Genomic DNA, 19,828 nt, shown 5'->3' with positions numbered 1-19,828 from the left:
TCTAAAACCAACACAAATAAATGTGTTGGTTTTTTCTTAGATTCCGAGTTCTTCATATACTTCTTTTAATAAATCAGGTCTATCAGTAATTATTCCATCAACACCCATATTAATTAATTTGATCATTTCATCTTTGTCATTTACTGTCCAATAAAAGACTGACATATTATGTCGATGGGCATCATCTATAATTGATTGCTTAACTATATTAGTATAATAAATATCATTTTCTTTATCATATGTTGTTAATTTTTTTCTAATAAATCCTGGTAATTTTTTTACTAAATCAAGTTGTGAATCAGGTATTACCTCTTTATAAGGAAGTATTAAAGCACCATCTTTAGGACGGTAAAAGAAATCTACTTTTAAAATAGAATATAATACAAAATTTGTAGAATCTTTAGTAGCAGTAGAAGTCATAACTGAATTATTTGATTTTTCTTGAAATAATTTTGTTATGGTATCATCAAAAGAAGAGACAATGACTTGATTTTCCATTTTCTTATCTTTAATTAAAGTTAACAGAGCATCTACAGCTTCTTTAAATATCTCTTTTCCACTATGTTCAACGGTATCTTTTAATTCCAAAATATATTTCTTATCAGGATAAGTATTAAATAAATCAATTAATTTTGCTGGTTTTAACTTTGGTAAAATTTCAGAATTAGGTGATTCAAATGGTTTTTCATTTTCAAGATTTACAAAATCGATAGCGAAATTTTGTTTCTCTTGGATTATTTCTTGATAGGATAAATCTTTAATAGTTTTTTCTTCTCCTTGATCATTAATAAAAGTTACGTCATGATGCGAAATTAATATATCATCTTTTGTGAGACATAAATCAATTTCAAATACATCATATCCATCATTATCTAATTGTTCAAAAGAATAAATTGTATTTTCTGGATATAATAGTTTAGCGCCACCATGAGGTATAATTAATGGTCTTTCACCTTCCTCAACTATCCAAGGATTTGTATTAGGATATTTCGGTGCTATCGGTATAATTTCTAAAAAGATTATAACAGAGATTACAATTAATAAAAAAATAAAAATTGATTTAAGGATTTTCATTCTATCACCCCATTAAAATTTTCACTCTCATTATACCATATATGAATTGAAATAAATATAAAAAAATGGCATAAAAATCTTTATGCCATTAATGATGTTATCATATAAAATATAATATTAATCATATAAGATATGTTGAACATTATCTTTATTTAATCGTTTAATCACTTCAACCATTAATTTAATCGCATTTTCATAATCATCTCTATGAATAATTGAAGTATGTGAATGGATATAACGTGTTGGAAGACAAATTCCTAATGATGGTACACCTTCATGTGAAACATGAACTGCACCTGAATCTAATCCTCCTCCACTCATTGATTCAAACTGATAAGGAATATTTAATTCGTTTGCGATATCTAAAACAAACTCTCTTAATCCTTTATGTCCAACCATTGTAGCATCATACAATACAATTTGAGGCCCTTTACCTAATTCAGCATCAGCTGCTTCACCAATCCCTGGTGTATCTCCAGCGATTCCAACATCAGTTGCGAAACAAATATCTGGGTTAACTTTAAATCCAGAAGTTTTAGCACCACGTAGTCCTACTTCTTCTTGAACAGTTCCTACGGCGTATAATGTAGAAGCTATTTTTTCATTTTTAAGCTGTTTTAAAACTTCAATCGCAATCGCACAACCAATACGATTATCCCAAGCCTTCGCTAATAAGTATTTATCATTAGCCAATGTTCTGAAATCAATGTATGGAGTAATCATATCTCCAGGTTTAATTCCTAATTTTTCAACTTCTTCCTTACTACTAACACCTAAATCAATAAACATATTTTTTATATCAACTGGTTTTTTGCGTTCTTCAGCTGATAATATATGTGGAGGTTTAGAACCAATAACGCCATGATAGGTGTCCCCTTTACTATTAGTAATGGTAACTTGTTGAGCTAACATCACTTGATTCCACCAGCCACCTAATGTTTGAAATTTAATAAATCCTTTATCAGTAATTTTCGTTACCATAAATCCAATCTCATCAAGGTGTCCTGTTAACATAACCTTTGGTCCATTTTCTTCACCATTTAAAACACCAATGATTGAGCCCAAATGATCATAATTAATTTCATCAGCATGTGGCTCTAAATATTTTTTCATAACTTCTCGTGCTTCTCGTTCATTACCTGGTACGCCATTAGCATCTGTTATTTCTTTTAACATGGTCAACGTTTCATCGTAATTTCCCATAATATTCCTCCTTTATAAATCTATTATTATTATACCGATAAGCAAGCCTAATTTCAAACCTTTTGAATAAAAAATAAAAGCCGAATCATATTCGACTTTATTTTATGCATTAATCTTTAATTTATATCAGCAGAAGGACGATTGTCATCAATTGGTTCATCAATTATTTCAGGATTAATTTTTTCTTCTATTGTTTTTGGGTCTTCTATCACTTTTTCATTTTTCTTTCCTAAATAGTCACCCATTTTTTGTATATTTCCTTTTTGAATACGGTAACGATTATATCCATTATATGATCGATAGCCAAAGTAAATCGATAATAATATTGAAAGAATCATTAAAGCAATAACAATTTTTCCTTGTTTTAAACTATTTGTATATAAATACAAGAATCCAAATGAAATAAAGACAATATGCATAATAAATGAGATAATATCATGTAATTCATAACGTTTCGCAGTTGTCCAAAAATGACAAATACCACGAACAAATAGTACAAGTCCAATTAAACGACTAAAGCTAATAATTGACTTACTGTCTTTAGCACTCTCAGGGAAAAACAGTAGTATTACGCCTACAATAACCGCAATTAATAATTCAACAAACATCACAAGTACATAATCCTTTTCATCTCGTGAAGAAAGAATTGGTTTAATTCTCATCAAAGTAAAGAATAATACACCTAAACCTGTGAACTGAATAACTAATAAACCTACTTCTTTTGTTCCATGAACAATCATTAAGATGAATGCAACTAATAAAACTAAAGAAGACAGTCCTTCTAATACCCAATTATAATCTTTTAATTTAATCATTATACAACCTCCTTTAGGTTATTTTCTTTTAATAAATTTTGTTAAATACGATAAAAAGGTAATAACAGAAATCGCTTCTATCGCAAAGATTCCACCAAATATTCCATACATCTCTAGTTTACGGAAATATTTACTACCAAAACTATCAAACAGCACTTTTATTTGTTTTGGTTCCATGGAACTTATTTCACGAACAGTTACTTCTTTTAAATCAACTGCTTGTAATAATTCTAATAGATTCTCTTCAACAACATCATAAGTAGAATTTATCACATCATTTAGGATTTGTAACTTCAAATCATTATCAACTAATCTAGTAAAGTCAGAAACAGTTAAGGTAAATAAATTGTATAACTCATCATTTATCACATCTTCAAAATGACGGTCAATCGTTAATTTCTTAATTAACTTTTTAATATCTTGTTTTAAGAACAAACCATCTAATAATTGATCTAATGGAATATTCACTAAATGCTTAAACATAAGGTCAATTAATTGTACAATATTTTGTTTTAAGAAATCATTTTGATTTAATGTGACAATTAATTTATTAACAAAACGATTAATCTCATCTTCTGATATACCAAGTGTTAGATTTCTTACTTTATTTGATAAAATTTCTTTTGTGATAAATTTATTTATCAATAATGATACATCAAAAACAATCTTATCTTTTCTATTATTTAGCGTTTCATATGTCCCATTATTAACTAAAACAAAGATATCATTAAATTTAGTGATAATATCATGTGTACTATGAATATCTAAAATATCATATAGTTTCTCAGATTCAAAATCGTAGAAATAAGTCATGACAACATGAATAAAACGTCTTGTTTTAATTTCAATTTCTTTACTTTCGAAAACTTCAGATAAGAAATACTGTAACTCTTCTTTTCTTAATTCTAGTTTAGCATCCTTTAATCTTATTTTTCCCAAATTATCAAAGAAATTAGTAAATTCATTATTTAATGTATCAATTTTCTGAGAAATAAATTCAGGTATTCTACTTTCAATAATTCGATAAACTGTTTCACGAATTAGCTTATCCCCGTTTATAGCTTTATAACCAACTTGTTGGACAACAGTTAATTCATCAATCACACGTTTTGTAACTGAATCATTAATATCATCTCTATTACTAATTAACCAGATTTTAACAGATTCATCAATTCTTTCTAAAATCGTTGACATATTAAAATTGACTAATTCAATAAAACGTCCACCAAATAATTCATCAATACTATCATTATTATTTAATATAGTTGTTATTTCTGTAATAACATAATTTGATAATGATCTTTGTTTTTCTCTAGAATACAGATATGATGAAACTAAATTATATAAAAAGTTTTCAACACTCAGTTTTGTGGTCTCTGGTAATACATCATCTAGTTTTTTATTGATAACGCTATTAATTTTATCGCTATACCCTTCTGTTATGTTACTTAAGAAATTACTATTACTAAACTTTTCAACAAATTTTAGTACTTCGTTTTCAATTAAATTATTAATTTTATTTTCAACCGTATTAATATTTAAATCTTCTGATAATTCTTTAATTGTCTTACCAGATTTAAATTTATTAGCTAAATAATGACTAATTGAATCACTTGATTCGTTAATCTTTTCAGTAAAGATATTTGCGAATACTTGAGTAAAAATACTTATTTCAATATTATTATAATTAAATTTTAATACTTCATCAGTAAATTTAGTCGCTAACATAGAATTATTATCTCTAAGATACTTAATTATATAAATGGTTGATTGTTTAACGATTTTCGAACTTTTTTCATTTAAATAGGTTTTTAATACCTTATAATCATCTTTTTCAATATTTTTCACAAATTCACTTTTTAGTTTAGTTTCATTATGAATTACCATATTGTTAATACTGTCTTCAGATAATAAATTATTTGAGACCACATTTCCCATCGCTCGTGCTAATACAGGAATTTGTTTTGGGATAATCCCTTGTAGACGTTTAATCCCCAATAATGGCTTGTAAGGTCTAAAGATAAAGAAGATTGCGATGACATTTGTTAAATACCCTAGTAAAGCATATAATCCTATGCTTGATAAAAGAACAACTGCATCCCTAAATTCTAAAATTTTACTAAAACCTCTAAATTCAACAAAATAATAGCCTAAAAATAATCCTACAAATCCACCTAAGAAGGCACCCACAATGGTTAATGGTTTTAATTCTCTACCCATAAATTCTTGCATCATCTCAAGGACTTCTTCATTACTTAAGCTCTTAATATTATCTTCAACGACTTTTGCTATATTTCCTTCTAAAACATTACTTAATCCATTATCTAAGTAATCCATAATTGCATTTACAACATTTTCACTTAAGTTATCAATTGAATTCACTTGATTAAATAAATCATGAACCTTATAGTTTTTATTGTCATCAATTAAATTTCTTAATGATTTCATGATAACATCTATAACAACATCACTTTTTAATACAACTTCTTTATTTTGTTTAATGACTGATGACAAATCATGATTAACAAAATAATTATTTAAATGTTTGTAAACAATATCTAAAATTTCATCATGATTTTTAGTTAATTGTTTACTAATTCCATCTTGAAATGAATGCGCATAATCTGATACTTTAGATTCTAATATAAAAGTATCAATTGGCATTTTTGTAATTCCTTTTAAAGATTGACTAATTTGTGTTTTAACAAACGCTAATACATCTTCATTATAAATAATTTGTTTTGTAATAATGGTAACTGTTAAATGATTAGCGAATGGCTTAAAGTTTAATTTAAATAACTCATTAATCGTTTTATTTAAGAAATCAGCATGTTCTATATCTTTTGATAAATAACGTTCACATAAAAAGGTTAAAATACGATGAACTTGAGTAGCGATTAAATTCGCGGTCAAAATATTATTTTTTTCTAATTCATTAATAATACTAGCGATACTTTTTTGGTGAAGTAAATCAACTACTTGTTCTGATACTGTATTTGATAAATCTTTAATATCAATTCCTTTTAACAATTCAACAATTTTATTGATAATATCATATTTTTGCGTAAAGTTCTCAATTAAAAACATTCTAATAGCTGATAATATCAATCGCTTTATCGTTTGTTGATCATATATCGTTTGATCAATTGAAGATTCGATTAATTCTTCAATTTCATGACTGTTTCTTTGAACAATTTCTATTAGTCGGTCAATTATACCTGGTAATTGATTTTCAAGAAATTTCTCAACTTCAATTCTTAAATCACCAGTAAATAATTCAATGATTGGTTTATCAATTTTCTTTAAAGCAATAAGTAATCCTTCACAAAATACCTCAATAGATTCTTTTGAATTTGGATTTTTTAAGTATTCAGTAAATAAATCATATAGTTTTTCTAAACTCTTTTCTGAGATAAAATAACTTATTTTCTTATCACCGATATATTTTTCTATTTTTTCTACAAAAGTATCAAAATCTAAATCACGATATAATTTACTAATCAGCGTTTGTATATCTCGGTCATTTTTATATCGCATTTCATCAAAGATATTATTTAGTAATTCATTTAAATTATTAATAATGATATTAGTGATTTCTTCACCAATTAATTCATCTAATGAAACTTCATGATAATTTTTATATAAATCTTTAATAACTGTTTCTAATACACGTTGATCTTTAACAACGGTTAAAATTTGGTCTGTAATAGAGACTGATAAATTATAAGCTTGCTCACTAGATACAATATCATTCAGTTCAATACTTTTACTCATTTCAATAAAGGTTTTTGTTAAATGATTTTCTAAATATTTTCTTAAAAAATCAATTACATTATCAATTGATTTATCAAAACCAGGTAAGTCATTCAATTTAACATTTTTTATATTCTTAAAAATAGCCTCATTAAAAAAGGAGACAACTGTCTTTGATACAGCATCTTTTAGCTCTTTCTTATGAAATTGACTTTTTAATGTATTATGATTAATTATTTCTTTTTCAACTAATAAAGAAAGGTTCTTCTCTAGGTCCTTACGTGTTTTAACGATTACTCCACCTAATTTAAACCTTCCAAATCCATACTCACGAAACAACATTTTAATCGCTACATCATTTGTTATATAACCTGTCCATGCGCCTGTTAATACCATAATAATTATAAAGATTGGAACTGGTAAATCGAACATGGGATGACACCCCCCAAAATTTTTATGACTTAATAAATTTTATCACAAAATTAGTGTTTTTTCAACAAACTAATCTTGTAATACCGTTATTTACCAATCTAATTTTTGATAATGAGACCAATGTTTAGGAAACAATTTTACATATTCATAATTTAAGTATCGACTATCGATTAAAAGGGCAATCCCCTTATCATTTTCATCACGTATCACACGTCCAACTGCTTGTAATATTTTATTAAATCCTGGATACATATAAGCATATTGATAACCTTTTTGATAAACTTCATTAAAGTAATTTTTTAACTCATTACGAAAATCATCAAACATTGGTAAACCAACTCCTATGACACCAACACCATTTAATTTTTCTCCTTTTAAATCAATACCTTCAGCAAAAATACCACCTAATACTGCAAAACCAACGATATTTTTTTGACTCTCATCAAATTGTTCTAGAAATATTGTTTTTTCATATTCAGTCATATGCCGGTTTTGTTTTAATATAACCGCATCAAATTCATTGATTTTGATAAAGATATCATATACAAGTTCTAAATATTGGTAACTCGAAAAATAAATCATATATTTTCCACCATTTTCTATCAACGATTGTATTTGATAAGCAATTTGATATTTTGTATCATCTCGTTGATTATATTTGGTTGATATATGATTATTAATATAAAGTTGTAAGTTTTCTTGTTTAAATGGCGTTTCTAATATCAGTTGTTCACTGAATTGGTCGCCACCTAATAAGGATAAGTAATAATCAATTGGGTGTAATGTAGCAGAAAAAAAGATGGTTGCCAAAACAGAATCAGTTCGTAATTTAATTAAATCTCGTGGATTCAAACAGGTGATTTGATAATCACATGTTTCATAAGAACTACGAATCCAAACCATAAAATCATCATTATAAAATTCAGAAATTTTTAAAAAGTTATTCAAATCAAAATAACAATTTAATAAATCTTCATCAATCTCAATTTCATTATCACGTGCTTTATCAAAGTATTTTTCTAATTTACTTAATAATGAAGAAAGATCATTTAATAAAACCTCATCTAAATCAAGAAATTTCATGGTTTTCTTATGGGAAGCTTTTAGATGATTTTGATATTGTTTAAGTTTAGTGATAATGGCTTGTGATGACTTAATGATTTCTTTTTCTTCACCTACAAGATCTAATATCTCATGAATAATCTTAAAATTAACACTAGCAGTAAACATGCCACAAACTCGATCATACATATTATGTGCTTCATCAATTAAAAATAAAAAATTGCTTGTATCAAAATCAAAAAATCGACGTAAGTAAACTCTAACATCAAAAACATAATTATAATCACAAATGATTAAATCAGAAAATAAAGCAAGTGTCAGTTGATATTCAAAAGGACATACTTTATGATTTTTGGCATAGGAAACAATACTTTCTAGATTAAAATCATCTTCATTTTGAAATATATCAAAAACTGCCTCATTAATACGACTATAAAAATCTTTTGCATAAATACAATCTTGTGGATTACATCTCACACAATCATTCAAACAAATCTTCTCTTTAGCTGTTATGACAAGCGATTTTAATTTTAAGTTACTATTTTTTCGCATTAAATTAATCGCATTTCTTGCGACATCTTTAATCATTGATTTTGAAGTTAAATAAAAGATTTTATTATCTTTTTTATGGATTGATTGAATAGCAGGATAGATAGTACCTAGACTTTTTCCAATTCCTGTTGGTGCACAGACAAATAAGTTTTTCTTTTCAGTGATGACTTCACTGACTTTATCAATTAATTCACGCTGCCCATGCCGATAATTATCAAAAGGAAATGTTAATGTTTTTATACTATCTAGTTTCATCTCATGATAATGATTTAGTATTTTTTGAAATTTTAAAAATTCATTAAGGGTATGATTAAAAAAAGTTTCAAGCATAACAAAAGTATAATTTTTTGTAAAAAACTTTTTTTCATAGGTATATTTATTGACATACATCACTGAAATAGCAAGTTCTAAGTCTTTATCTAAATTAAAATGATGAAAAAGCATATATCCATAAAATTTAGCTTGAGCAAAATGCGCCAAATACGTATCTTCCTCTAAATTATCAAATGTATGTGTGCTTTTAATTTCTATCAGATGATAAGTATCCCCTTGTTTTTCTAATAAATCGATACGACCTTGTATATGAAAGTGGTAATCATCAAACTCACTTTCAATTTTTACATAAACTTCTTTATCACATTGATATTGTTTTTGAACATCAAGATGAATTAAAGTTCCATCACGCATATTATTTTTTTGTGCCATGACAGAAATAATATCACCTTGAGCATAAACATAATCAACAATATCATGAACAGATGCATTTATTTCTTTTTTCAATTTAATCACCATTCTTATCTTATCATAACTAATGCTTATTAAAAATAAAAATTTTCATAAATACCTTAAAAAAAGAAAAATGGTTATAGAAGTTACTATAACCACCCATTCATTATCGTCTTTGTCTGTCATGATCTTGGTTTTCAGGCAATACATCATTTAATTCATTATTAGCTTCATTTATTCGTTGTTCAAAAGCTTGTTGTTCTACATTTTGATAGATAGGTTCAACACCCATATCATTTGTTTTACCTTCTTCAACTTCTATTTCTCTATCAATATAATCTTCTGAAAACTCTTCTCGGTAGGAATAAGTACCTGGATATTGACTTGATAAACGGTCATAGTATTCATCCGAATCAAAGTTCTCTCGAGTATCAGAATCTCGTGCTTGTCTTAATAAATCACTAATAAATACGATTAATAACAAAAAAATAATAATTCCTAAAATATAATATCCCATAAAATCACCTTTCATTTTTATTTTTGAATTTGATTAATTGACATCTTTTAAATAATAATTTCTTTACTTGTTGATCATTTTTTTTAATTCTATCGATGAAGTAAAATAACAAACAACCAATCAAGGTTCCTATTAATAAATAGTGTTCTATCAATTTCATCACCTAATATTATTTTTATCGATATTAAATTAATTATTCCTTATAATATCTATATAAAAAAAAAGCGCAAAAGCGCTTGTTAATCTAAATCTCTTTTATAATCACATTCTTTATTTTCACAAATAATAGCTTCACCATTATTTGTTAGAATATTACCACATTTTGGACAAGTTTCATCTATTGGCATATTAACCACGATATTTTTACATTTTGGATAATTGCTACAAGCGTAAAACTTTTTGCCTTTATATCTACCTTTTTTGGTTATTCTTTCCACAAAATTACCCTTATGACATTTTGGACATTCAATATCTAAGGAGATAAGATTATTTTCTTCTTCATTCTCTTTTTTAATATATTTACACTCAGGATAACCACTACATCCAATAAATTGACCATATCTTCCATTACGGATAAGCAGTTGTTTCCCACATTGTGGGCAAAATTCATCAATATATTTTGGTGGTAGTTTCTCCATTTTTTCATTGGCATATTCTAACATTGGTATAAAGAAATCATAAAATTGTTTTAATTCCTCATGCCAGATTTTTTCACCTTGTGCAATATCATCAAGATTTTCTTCCATGTCTTTTGTGTAAGTTACATTAATAATTTTATTGAAATATTCTTGAAGTTTGTCACTTGTAATGACACCTTGTTCCGTCGGAGTAAATCTCTTATCTTGAGCAGTGACATAATTGCGAGCTTTTAATGTTTCCATTGTTTGGGCATAGGTTGATGGTCTTCCTATTCCAAGTTCCTCCATCTCTTTAATTAATTTCGCTTCTGTAAAACGACTTGGAGGTTGAGTAAAGTGTTGATTATCATTAATTTCAATTAAATTAACTAACTCATCTTTTTCTAAACTTGGTAATATATTATTTTTTGTATCTTCATATTCTTTATATACTTTTAAGTAACCATCAAATACTAGTTCTTGACCAGTTGACTTAAATTGATAACCATGATTACTAATAATCACTGTTGTTTGATTTAACATGGCTGGTTTCATCAATGAGGCTAAGGATCTTAAATAGATTAATTTGTATATTTTAAATAAATCAGGAGTTAAATACTTTTTAATAGATGCAGGTGTTCTATTAATAACGGTTGGCCGAATCGCTTCATGCGCATCTTGAGCATTTTTATTTTTCTTAAATTTCGGTTCACTAACGGAGTAATCACTTCCATAAGTACTTGTAATATAGTTTTTAGTGTCACTAATAAATTCTTTTGAATAGCGTACTGAATCAGAACGCATATATGTAATCAAACCAACTGGATTTCCATTGATTTCAATTCCTTCATATAGTTTCTGTGCTAAACTCATTGTTCTCTTCGCATTAAAATTTAATTTATTTGATGCTTCTTGTTGAAGTGTAGACGTTATAAAAGGTTGTTTTGGATTCTTTGATTTCTTTTTCTTTACAACACTTGTTACGATATAATCTTCATCTAAAGCTTCTAAAATTGCTTGTGCCTCTTCATTTGAAGCTATTTTAATATTTTCATTATCTTTAGCATATAAATTTCCATCAAATGATTGGTTATCTTTTTCAAAAACAGCATCAATTGTGTGATATTCTTCTGACACAAAACTTTGAATTTCTTTTTCTCTATCGACAATTAACTTTAGGGCAACCGATTGAACACGTCCTGCTGATTTTGATTTAATCTTAGATTGAAGTAGTTTAGATAATTTAAAACCAATAATACGGTCTAATATTCTTCGTGACTCTTGTGACTTAACTAAGTCATAATTAATTTGACGAGGGTTTTCAATCGCTTTAATAATCGCATTTTTTGTAATCTCATTAAAAACCACTCGATAAACTTTTTTATCATTTTCTTCATCTAAATTTAAAACATCAAATAAATGCCAACTGATTGCTTCTCCTTCGCGGTCGGGGTCGGTCGCTAAAAAGATTTCGTCCACATCTTTTACTGCTTTCTTTAATTGTGTAATAACCTTTTTTTTGCCCTTAATAACGGTATATTTAGGTTTGAATTCATTCTCAACATCGACACCCAATCCACCAGGTCCTGATTTCGCTAAATCACGTATATGACCAACACTTGATAAAACAGTATAGGATTCACCTAAGTATTTTTCGATTGTATTTGCCTTCGCTGGCGATTCAACAATTACTAATTTCTTCCTCATTTACTTCACCTAGTATTCTGTAATATTTATTCATCTATATATTATGATAGAAAACATTAAAATTTGCAAGTAATTATTACTTAATATTTTCTAAAATATCAAAAATATTTGTGACAAGATTCGCACCTTGCTTAATTAAGTTGTTTGTACCAACACTATTTTCATCAAAAATGTGGTTTGGAATAACAAATATATCTTTCCCTTGGTCTAAAGCATAATCACAAGTAATCAAAGTTCCACTTTTTTCTTTTGCTTCAATAACAAGTACACCATCTGATAAACCACTCACAATTCGATTTCTAAACGGAAAATGCGTCTTAGTCGCTATCGCATTAGGCGAATATTCACTTATCAATAAATGATTTTTCCCTATTTCCTTAGCTAAACCTTGATGTGATTTAGGATACACTTGTTTAATCCCCGACCCTAAAATCGCAATTGTTTTACCATTTGCCTCAATACAGCTATTGTGAGCAATACTATCAATACCATATGCTAACCCGCTAATAATATGAATTTGATGTTTTACTAGTTGTGGTACAATTGTCTTTGTAACTTTTTCACCATAGGATGAATATTTTCTAGAACCAATAACCGCTAAAACATTCGTATTTAATAAAGATAAATCTCCTTGATAAAATAAAATTAAGGGCGGCATAAAGATATTTTCTAATTTTTTGGGATAACTTCTATCTAATATTGTTACATATTCAATATTATGATAAAACAAATCATTTTTAATACATTCACTGTTTAATTGTTTATATTGAAGATACCTTTTCTGAAGTACTTTCTTTAAAATAGAATCTTCAATTTTTTTCGATAAATACATTTTTTTTAAAATTTGATAGATTTCATTAATTTCTAAATCTAAATAATGAAGTTTGAGTAGAATATCTTTCACATCACTCATATGGTTCACCTCATTATTTATATACGATTAGTTATTAACAATTAAATAAATTTGTTTCATTTTTTATCATCGATTTTATCGGTTCAAATGATTTACGGTGTATTGGTGTTACACCATATTTTTTTAAGGCATTTAAATGTTCTTTCGTTCCATAACCTTTATTTTTTTTAAAATTATAACCTGGATATTCTTTATCTAAATCTTGCATGAGCCGATCACGGGTAACTTTCGCAATAACACTTGCAGCAGCAATCGAAATACTTTTTTGATCTCCTTTAATAATACTCGTTTGAGGAATATCAATTTCTAACTTCATCGCATCAATTAATAAATGTTTTGGTTTAACTGAAAGGTTTAATATTGATTTAATCATCGCTATTTTTGTGCTATTGTAAATATTAAATTTATCTATATCACTTACATCAACAATTCCAACACCATAACTAATAGCATTGTTTATAATTTCATCGTAGTAGTAATCTCTTTTTTTAGCTGATAATTTTTTTGAATCATTTAAGCCTGGTAAATAAAACCCATTTGGTAGAACAACACTACTAGCTACAACAGGTCCTGCAAGCGGTCCACGACCCGCTTCATCAATACCAGCAATTACTTTCACTTTTCGATTAATTAAGTCATTTTCAAATGCGCTCATATCGATGTATTTACTATATTGAAGATATTCTTTTTCGTTTTTTGAATCATCACTATTCTGTAATATTTCTTCTATTAATTTATTTAATGTTAAGTCATTTTCCTGAATCATCTTATCACCATTTCTACAAACATATTTCACATTATATCACATCGTATCTTGTGTGTAAAACAAAATTTCAATTTATACATGATATAAAAAAATAATTCATCATATAATATTAATGGTGATATTTATGAATAAAGAATTCAAATTAAGTATTCTTGAAATGACCATTTTATTACTCACCGCTCAAGGTGAAATATATGGTTATGACATAGCACAAAACATATATAATTTATTATCTTTAGAAGAAGGAATTACTTATCCAGTAGTAAAAAAATTGACAAATGAAGGTTTATTACAAGTAAATAACGAAATAATTGAAAATTTAGGCACAAGAAAGTTTTATCATATCACAAAAGATGGTATAATAAAATTAAAGAAGGATACTTCTATTTATCTAGATATTTCGGATAAAATTTATCAATTAATGAAAGGACTTGAGTTAAATGAATAAAGAGAAATATATTATTGAATTACGAAAAAGATTATCTCTTTTAGATCCTAAAGAAGTTGAAGATATTGTTGTTGAATATTTAGATTATATTAAACAAAAACAAAATGAAGAAATATCAGAAGGATTAGCACTAGAACAATTAGGGAATGTTAATGATCTAGCGAAAAAGATATTAAAAAGCTATAAAATTTCTGATAGGTATATTAATCTTTTTATTGGCAAAGAAAAAGTTATCGATGAAATAAATGATTTTGTTGAAAAATTAGCTGATGTGTCAACTACTGTATATAGTAAAATTGAAGAATCTGTTTCAGAATTTGCCAAAACTACAGGACATTTCGCCAAAAATGTGTTTAAAGAAACTAGAAAATTCGGTGAAGAAAAAATTAATGAAGTCAAAAATATCATTAAAAATACCAATAAAACAAATGAGACCACAACTGAATCTGATGATACTGATGATACTGATTATGAAATAATAGAATAATAATTCAAACAAAAAGATAGAGTTCAAACGATAACTCTATCTTTTTTATTCTATTTCACTTGGAATCTCAAGGGTTAATTTCCCTAACATTTCATTTCTAATTTCATATAAAATAAGATCTATTACTTTATCATAATTGACACGATTGCCTGGTAATAGACAACCTCTATTACGACCTATTTTTTCCATTATCTCAAGATTATTATCACTTAATTCATCAAGTTTATAACGTTCTTTTAGTTGTTGTGGGTAATTTGTTTTTAAAAAGTCCAAGGCATAAATAGCAACATCATCTAATGGTAAAATTTTATCTTTTATCGCACCGGTTACAGCTAATCGTAATCCAACGGTTTGATCTTCAAACTTTGGCCATAAAACACCTGGTGTATCTAAAAGCATCATTTCGTTTTTGACATTAATCCATTGTAAGTTCTTTGTTACACCTGGTCTATCACCTGTTTGAGCTACTTTTCTTTTGGCTAATGTATTAATAAGGGTTGATTTACCAACATTTGGTATACCGATAATCATTGCTTTAACAGGACGAGCTTTTAACCCTTTTTCTTTTTCTCTTCTTAACTGATCTTTTAACACATCTTTAGCGTAGGGAATAATTTGATCCATATGATAACTGGAAATGGAATCGATAGCGAGTGCAGTCAATTGTTTTTCTTTATAATATGCAATCCACTCATTTGTTTTTTTTCTATCAGCCATATTAGCTTTATTTAATAAAATTAACCGTGGTTTATTTTTAATAATTGTTTCAATCTTAGGGTTTCTAGAAGAAAAAGGGATTCTGCAATCACGTAATTCTAATATAATATCAACATATTTTAACTTTTCTTCTACTTGTCTTAAAGCTTTTGACATATGACCAGGAAACCATTGTATAACCATTTATTTCACCTACTCAAATGTTTTTCCAAATCGATTAAAGGGATAGAATATAAATTTTGCTTTCCCAATGACTCTATCTTCAGAAATCAAACCAATCATCCGACTATCAGTACTATTGTTTCTATTATCCCCTAATACTAAGTAATAACCCTTAGGGATTTCAATATGGCCATCAACATTACAATTAGTATTTGTAATACGACAAATAGTTTCTAATGTAAAACTAACATGTTCACTATATGCATGGTCAATACCTGTATAAATTGGATCTGGATTTAAATAAGGTTCCTCAACTAAATTACCATTGATGTACAATTTATAATCTACCATCTTTACATCATCACCCGGTAAACCAATCACGCGTTTTATATAAGGATCTTTACTAGTTGGGACATTAAATACCACCACATCAAAACGTTCTATTTTCCCTAAGCGTGATAAAAATATTCTGTCATCATCATGAATCTTGGTCATCATCGATGGACCAACGACTGTAACAGGTGTAAAAATGTAGCGATGAATAACTTGCGCTAAACCAAACGCTACCGCTATTAAGATAACATAATTTAGTAATTCCTTAAATACATTATCTTTTTTGGGGTTTTTATTTTCATTATTTGATTCATTATCATCTATCTCGACTTCTGCTTTTTCAGTCGTATCAACTATTTTAAAGGTATCGATTTCTTTCTCATTATTTTCTAACATATTTATCAACTCTTTCTATATGCTATAATTATTATGGCATAATATTTTATAAAAGACTCATTTACAAATAAAATAATAATATTACATCATATTATATCACAATTTGGTTATTAATGGATATAAATTAATATTAATATTATTTAAAGGAAAAAAGAACTTGTTTTATTCCAAGTTCTTTTTAATAAACTATCTAAGCTCTTTAATACGAGCAGCCTTAGCTGATAAGTGACGGATGTAGAATAATTTAGCTCTACGTACTTTACCACGACGTGTAACTTCAATTCTTTCAATAAATGGTGAATGAAGTGGGAACGTACGTTCTACACCAACTCCATAAGAGATTTTACGTACAGTGAACATTTCACTAATACCTCCACCACTTCGAGAAATTACTAATCCTACGAACACCTGGATACGTTCACGTTCACCCTCTTTAATTCGTAAGTAAACTTTTACGTTATCTCCAGCGCGAAACTTAGGAATATCATTTTTCATATAATCCTTTGTAATTTCATTCAATAATTGTTGGCTCATCGTCTAACACTCCTTATCTATCCAATGTTCTTAAGATAACTTTGAAATCCCAGCGGAACATGGTCATTATGGTTAATAAATTAGTTATTAACACGCAAAATATATTACCATATTTTTAGTGAATAATCAACTACTTTTTGCTTTTTTCACTTTCTTCAACAACAATTTCTTCTAAAAGTCTTTTTTCTTCTTTATTTAATGAATATTTATTAAGTAAATCCGGTCTTTTTAAATATGTATTTCTTAGTGATTCTTTTAATCGATAGTTTTTAATCAATCGATGATTACCAGAAAGTAATACATCAGGCACATTCATTCCTTTAAAACTAGCTGGTCTTGTAAACTGCGGATATTCCAATAATCGAGTAGAAAAAGAATCATCTTGATGAGAAGCTTCATTTAATACATTTGGTATTAAACGACTTACAGCATCTACAATAATTAAAGCAGCAAGTTCACCACCTGTTAAAACATAATCTCCAACTGATATTTCTTCGTCAACTAAATATTCCCTTACACGATCATCAATTCCTTCATAATGACCACAAATGATAATAAGATGTTCTTCCTCACTTAATGCTTCTGCTTTTAGTTGATTGAATGTAGTTCCTTGTGGACTGGTTAATAAAACTTTTGTTTTATTTTTCTTTTCAATCGCTTGTAAAGCATCATAAATCGGTTGAATACCTAAAAGCATCCCAGCGCCACCACCGAAGGGATAATCATCAACCTTATTATGTTTATTATTTGAGTAATCACGGAAATTAATGACATTTATGTCAATTTTTTTTGTGTCTATCGCCCGACCAATAATTGATTCTTTAATCACAGATTGTATCAATTCTGGAAATAAGGTTAATATATCAATCCTCATGATGTAATAAACCTTCTATAACTTCAATTTGTATTTTTCTTTTTTCTGTGTCAACTTCAAGGATAAAATCATTAACAAAAGGAATCATAACCTCTTTATTTTTTTCATCTTGAATAATAAGTATATCACTTGCGCCATAATTAACAACATCTACTACTTTTCCAATTAATTGATCTTCATGATAAACTGAACAATTAAATAGTTCACGATAATAATATTCATCTTCATCTAATGATTGAACATTATCACCACCAACATATATTTTACATTTTACAAGAGGCAATACTGTGTTTATATCATTATAATTTTCAAATGAAACCAGTTCATAATCTTTATGCGGACGATAAGATTTAATTATTACTTCTATCATCTGGTTGTCTTTTTTAATATATAAAGTATTTCCTACTTGATAACGCTCAACTCTAAAATCTGTTGTTGAATATATTTTCACTTCACCTTTTAATGCATGAGTTGATACGATTGTACCAATTACATAATATTCACTCATAGATAACTCCTTTAATTTATTCTTCATTAATATACAACAAAAAATGTTTTTTTTCAATCTGTTATATTAATGTTTTACAGTAGTTATGATATAATTTAATCTAAAGTAGGTGAAAAAATGGATAACGGAAAACAAATCAAAAGAATACAAGCATATTTACTAATATTAGTCCTAATTTTTATTATTTTCTTTATAGGTAAACAATTAATGCAATATCCTTTTTTTAATGAAATAAAAGAAGCTGTTATAAATATCATTTTTCCTTTTTCTATTAGCTTTATAATTGTTTATATTTTTCACCCTATCTTATATTGGTTTGAAAAACAGTTTTCAATTAAAACCTGGGTTTCAACCATCGTACTACTAATTGTAAACGCAATTATTTTAATCGTATTAATAGAATTTATCTTTCCCATTTTAAGTCAACAAATAATAGATATTTACTCTGAATTACCAAAATATATAGAAGAAATAGAATTAATAATTGAGAATATTCAAACAAAATATCATCTATTAAACAATACTGAACTATTTGAATCAATTATTGCTTATAAAGATAAACTTACCCTTAATCTTGGTGATTATCTTGTATCATTTACCATATCAACCGTTGTATTTTCCTTTAAATCTCTATGGCTAATTATTATGATTCCCTTATTAGTTTTTCTTATGATGAAAGATTATTCTTTAATCTATGAAAGGTTTTCTCTATTTTTAGTTCGTCATAAAAGAAGTGAATGGATTCAACTCCTAAAAAACATTGATACAAAACTAGGGGCTTATATTAGGGGACAATTAATAATTATGAGTTATATGTTTATAGGAACGTTCATCCCATTAGCGATATTAGGGATGCCAAACGCCTTCATATTCTCAATCATCATCGCTATCACAAATATCATTCCCTATTTAGGACCATATTTAGGGGGCGTTCCTTTATGTATTTACGCTTATTTTCAATCCCCACAATTACTCTTTGCCTCTTTAATTATCATATTTATTATGCAACAGTTAGATGGTAATTTAGGTCAACCACTTGTCTTTGGATCCCAACTTAAGATACATCCACTTATTATCATGATAGTCATGATAATCGGAAGTACTGTGGGTGGTATCATTGGACTCCTATTATCAGTACCAATTTTTATTATACTTAAAGAAATCTATATTTTTATAAAACCCAAGACAAAAATAAAGCTTATAAAAAAACCTATAAAATGATTCATTTTATA

Annotated in this window: 18 protein-coding genes; 3 read left to right on the top strand and 15 right to left on the bottom strand. The window is 27.3% G+C overall.

Going from position 1 to position 19,828, the window contains the following annotated elements; translation table 11 throughout:
- Window positions 1-36: 36 nt before the first annotated feature.
- The 10 genes from KHQ81_04420 to KHQ81_04375 form a co-directional block, all read right to left on the bottom strand.
- On the bottom strand, window positions 37-1,074 hold the full coding sequence (locus KHQ81_04420) for a hypothetical protein (protein ID QVK18962.1): 1,038 nt from the start codon (window positions 1,072-1,074) through the stop codon (window positions 37-39).
- A 117-nt stretch (window positions 1,075-1,191) separates the two neighbouring features.
- Window positions 1,192-2,277, bottom strand: coding sequence for a M42 family metallopeptidase (locus KHQ81_04415; GenBank protein ID QVK18961.1), 1,086 nt, complete (start codon window positions 2,275-2,277; stop codon window positions 1,192-1,194).
- A gap of 116 nt (window positions 2,278-2,393) precedes the next feature.
- On the bottom strand, window positions 2,394-3,092 hold the full coding sequence (locus KHQ81_04410; protein QVK18960.1) for a hypothetical protein: 699 nt from the start codon (window positions 3,090-3,092) through the stop codon (window positions 2,394-2,396).
- Between the two features lie 18 nt (window positions 3,093-3,110).
- The gene (locus tag KHQ81_04405; GenBank protein QVK18959.1) at window positions 3,111-7,277 is read right to left on the bottom strand and encodes a DUF445 family protein; all 4,167 of its coding nucleotides are present in this window, start codon (window positions 7,275-7,277) and stop codon (window positions 3,111-3,113) included.
- 90 nt (window positions 7,278-7,367) lie between these two features.
- Window positions 7,368-9,671 (bottom strand): DEAD/DEAH box helicase, encoded by a 2,304-nt coding sequence (locus tag KHQ81_04400; GenBank protein QVK18958.1) that lies wholly within the window; start codon window positions 9,669-9,671, stop codon window positions 7,368-7,370.
- Window positions 9,672-9,783: 112 nt separating this feature from the next.
- Entirely contained in the window at window positions 9,784-10,134 is a 351-nt protein-coding gene (locus KHQ81_04395) for a hypothetical protein (protein ID QVK18957.1), read from the bottom strand.
- A gap of 4 nt (window positions 10,135-10,138) precedes the next feature.
- Window positions 10,139-10,288: a hypothetical protein gene (locus tag KHQ81_04390; protein QVK18956.1), complete on the bottom strand. Its 150-nt coding sequence runs from the start codon at window positions 10,286-10,288 to the stop codon at window positions 10,139-10,141.
- Between the two features lie 85 nt (window positions 10,289-10,373).
- On the bottom strand, window positions 10,374-12,458 hold the full coding sequence (topA, locus tag KHQ81_04385) for a type I DNA topoisomerase (protein QVK18955.1): 2,085 nt from the start codon (window positions 12,456-12,458) through the stop codon (window positions 10,374-10,376).
- Between the two features lie 76 nt (window positions 12,459-12,534).
- Window positions 12,535-13,371, bottom strand: coding sequence for a DNA-processing protein DprA (gene dprA, locus KHQ81_04380; GenBank protein QVK18954.1), 837 nt, complete (start codon window positions 13,369-13,371; stop codon window positions 12,535-12,537).
- A 34-nt stretch (window positions 13,372-13,405) separates the two neighbouring features.
- Window positions 13,406-14,137 carry a ribonuclease HII gene (locus KHQ81_04375; protein QVK18953.1) on the bottom strand — a complete coding sequence of 244 codons (732 nt, stop codon included), beginning with the start codon at window positions 14,135-14,137 and terminating at the stop codon, window positions 13,406-13,408.
- A gap of 124 nt (window positions 14,138-14,261) precedes the next feature.
- Here KHQ81_04375 and KHQ81_04370 point away from each other — a divergent pair, with 124 nt between their 5' ends.
- Together KHQ81_04370 and KHQ81_04365 are read left to right on the top strand one after the other, a co-directional pair.
- Complete coding sequence (locus KHQ81_04370; GenBank protein QVK18952.1) at window positions 14,262-14,585, top strand: helix-turn-helix transcriptional regulator; 324 nt, start codon at window positions 14,262-14,264, stop codon at window positions 14,583-14,585.
- Window positions 14,578-15,072 (top strand): DUF1700 domain-containing protein, encoded by a 495-nt coding sequence (locus KHQ81_04365; GenBank protein QVK18951.1) that lies wholly within the window; start codon window positions 14,578-14,580, stop codon window positions 15,070-15,072. Before KHQ81_04370 ends, KHQ81_04365 begins: the two co-directional genes overlap by 8 nt.
- 45 nt (window positions 15,073-15,117) lie before the next feature.
- Here KHQ81_04365 and ylqF read toward each other — a convergent pair whose 3' ends face one another.
- From ylqF to rimM, 5 genes are all read right to left on the bottom strand, one after another.
- Window positions 15,118-15,972 carry a ribosome biogenesis GTPase YlqF gene (ylqF, locus tag KHQ81_04360; protein ID QVK18950.1) on the bottom strand — a complete coding sequence of 285 codons (855 nt, stop codon included), beginning with the start codon at window positions 15,970-15,972 and terminating at the stop codon, window positions 15,118-15,120.
- A gap of 9 nt (window positions 15,973-15,981) precedes the next feature.
- Entirely contained in the window at window positions 15,982-16,680 is a 699-nt protein-coding gene (lepB, locus tag KHQ81_04355; GenBank protein QVK18949.1) for a signal peptidase I, read from the bottom strand.
- 186 nt (window positions 16,681-16,866) lie between these two features.
- Entirely contained in the window at window positions 16,867-17,214 is a 348-nt protein-coding gene (gene rplS / locus KHQ81_04350; protein ID QVK18948.1) for a 50S ribosomal protein L19, read from the bottom strand.
- 130 nt (window positions 17,215-17,344) lie between these two features.
- Window positions 17,345-18,088 carry a tRNA (guanosine(37)-N1)-methyltransferase TrmD gene (gene trmD / locus KHQ81_04345; protein ID QVK18947.1) on the bottom strand — a complete coding sequence of 248 codons (744 nt, stop codon included), beginning with the start codon at window positions 18,086-18,088 and terminating at the stop codon, window positions 17,345-17,347.
- A complete protein-coding gene (gene rimM, locus KHQ81_04340; GenBank protein QVK18946.1) occupies window positions 18,078-18,596 on the bottom strand; it encodes a ribosome maturation factor RimM in 519 nt (172 codons plus the stop codon). Before rimM ends, trmD begins: the two co-directional genes overlap by 11 nt.
- Window positions 18,597-18,713: 117 nt before the next feature.
- Here rimM and KHQ81_04335 point away from each other — a divergent pair, with 117 nt between their 5' ends.
- Window positions 18,714-19,817 carry an AI-2E family transporter gene (locus tag KHQ81_04335; protein QVK18945.1) on the top strand — a complete coding sequence of 368 codons (1,104 nt, stop codon included), beginning with the start codon at window positions 18,714-18,716 and terminating at the stop codon, window positions 19,815-19,817.
- The last annotated feature ends 11 nt before the right edge of the window (window positions 19,818-19,828 follow it).

It is taken from the genome of Mycoplasmatota bacterium, from assembly GCA_018394295.1.
Taxonomy (GTDB): Bacteria; Bacillota_I; Bacilli_A; order Haloplasmatales; family Haloplasmataceae; genus JAENYC01.
Note: the sequence above shows the minus strand (reverse complement) of the source record. Positions and strands in the feature narration are given on the sequence as shown.

What these genes read in the sequence shown, in the direction of transcription:
- KHQ81_04420 (QVK18962.1), bottom strand. Translation starts at nt 1,074, where the DNA reads ATGAAAATCCTTAAATCAATTTTTATTTTTTTATTAATTGTAATCTCT.
- KHQ81_04415 (QVK18961.1), bottom strand. Translation starts at nt 2,277, where the DNA reads ATGGGAAATTACGATGAAACGTTGACCATGTTAAAAGAAATAACAGAT.
- KHQ81_04410 (QVK18960.1), bottom strand. Translation starts at nt 3,092, where the DNA reads ATGATTAAATTAAAAGATTATAATTGGGTATTAGAAGGACTGTCTTCT.
- KHQ81_04405 (QVK18959.1), bottom strand. Translation starts at nt 7,277, where the DNA reads ATGTTCGATTTACCAGTTCCAATCTTTATAATTATTATGGTATTAACA.
- KHQ81_04395 (QVK18957.1), bottom strand. Translation starts at nt 10,134, where the DNA reads ATGGGATATTATATTTTAGGAATTATTATTTTTTTGTTATTAATCGTA.
- topA (QVK18955.1), bottom strand. Translation starts at nt 12,458, where the DNA reads ATGAGGAAGAAATTAGTAATTGTTGAATCGCCAGCGAAGGCAAATACA.
- dprA (QVK18954.1), bottom strand. Translation starts at nt 13,371, where the DNA reads ATGAGTGATGTGAAAGATATTCTACTCAAACTTCATTATTTAGATTTA.
- KHQ81_04375 (QVK18953.1), bottom strand. Translation starts at nt 14,137, where the DNA reads ATGATTCAGGAAAATGACTTAACATTAAATAAATTAATAGAAGAAATA.
- KHQ81_04370 (QVK18952.1), top strand. Translation starts at nt 14,262, where the DNA reads ATGAATAAAGAATTCAAATTAAGTATTCTTGAAATGACCATTTTATTA.
- KHQ81_04365 (QVK18951.1), top strand. Translation starts at nt 14,578, where the DNA reads ATGAATAAAGAGAAATATATTATTGAATTACGAAAAAGATTATCTCTT.
- ylqF (QVK18950.1), bottom strand. Translation starts at nt 15,972, where the DNA reads ATGGTTATACAATGGTTTCCTGGTCATATGTCAAAAGCTTTAAGACAA.
- lepB (QVK18949.1), bottom strand. Translation starts at nt 16,680, where the DNA reads ATGTTAGAAAATAATGAGAAAGAAATCGATACCTTTAAAATAGTTGAT.
- rplS (QVK18948.1), bottom strand. Translation starts at nt 17,214, where the DNA reads ATGAGCCAACAATTATTGAATGAAATTACAAAGGATTATATGAAAAAT.
- trmD (QVK18947.1), bottom strand. Translation starts at nt 18,088, where the DNA reads ATGAGGATTGATATATTAACCTTATTTCCAGAATTGATACAATCTGTG.
- rimM (QVK18946.1), bottom strand. Translation starts at nt 18,596, where the DNA reads ATGAGTGAATATTATGTAATTGGTACAATCGTATCAACTCATGCATTA.
- KHQ81_04335 (QVK18945.1), top strand. Translation starts at nt 18,714, where the DNA reads ATGGATAACGGAAAACAAATCAAAAGAATACAAGCATATTTACTAATA.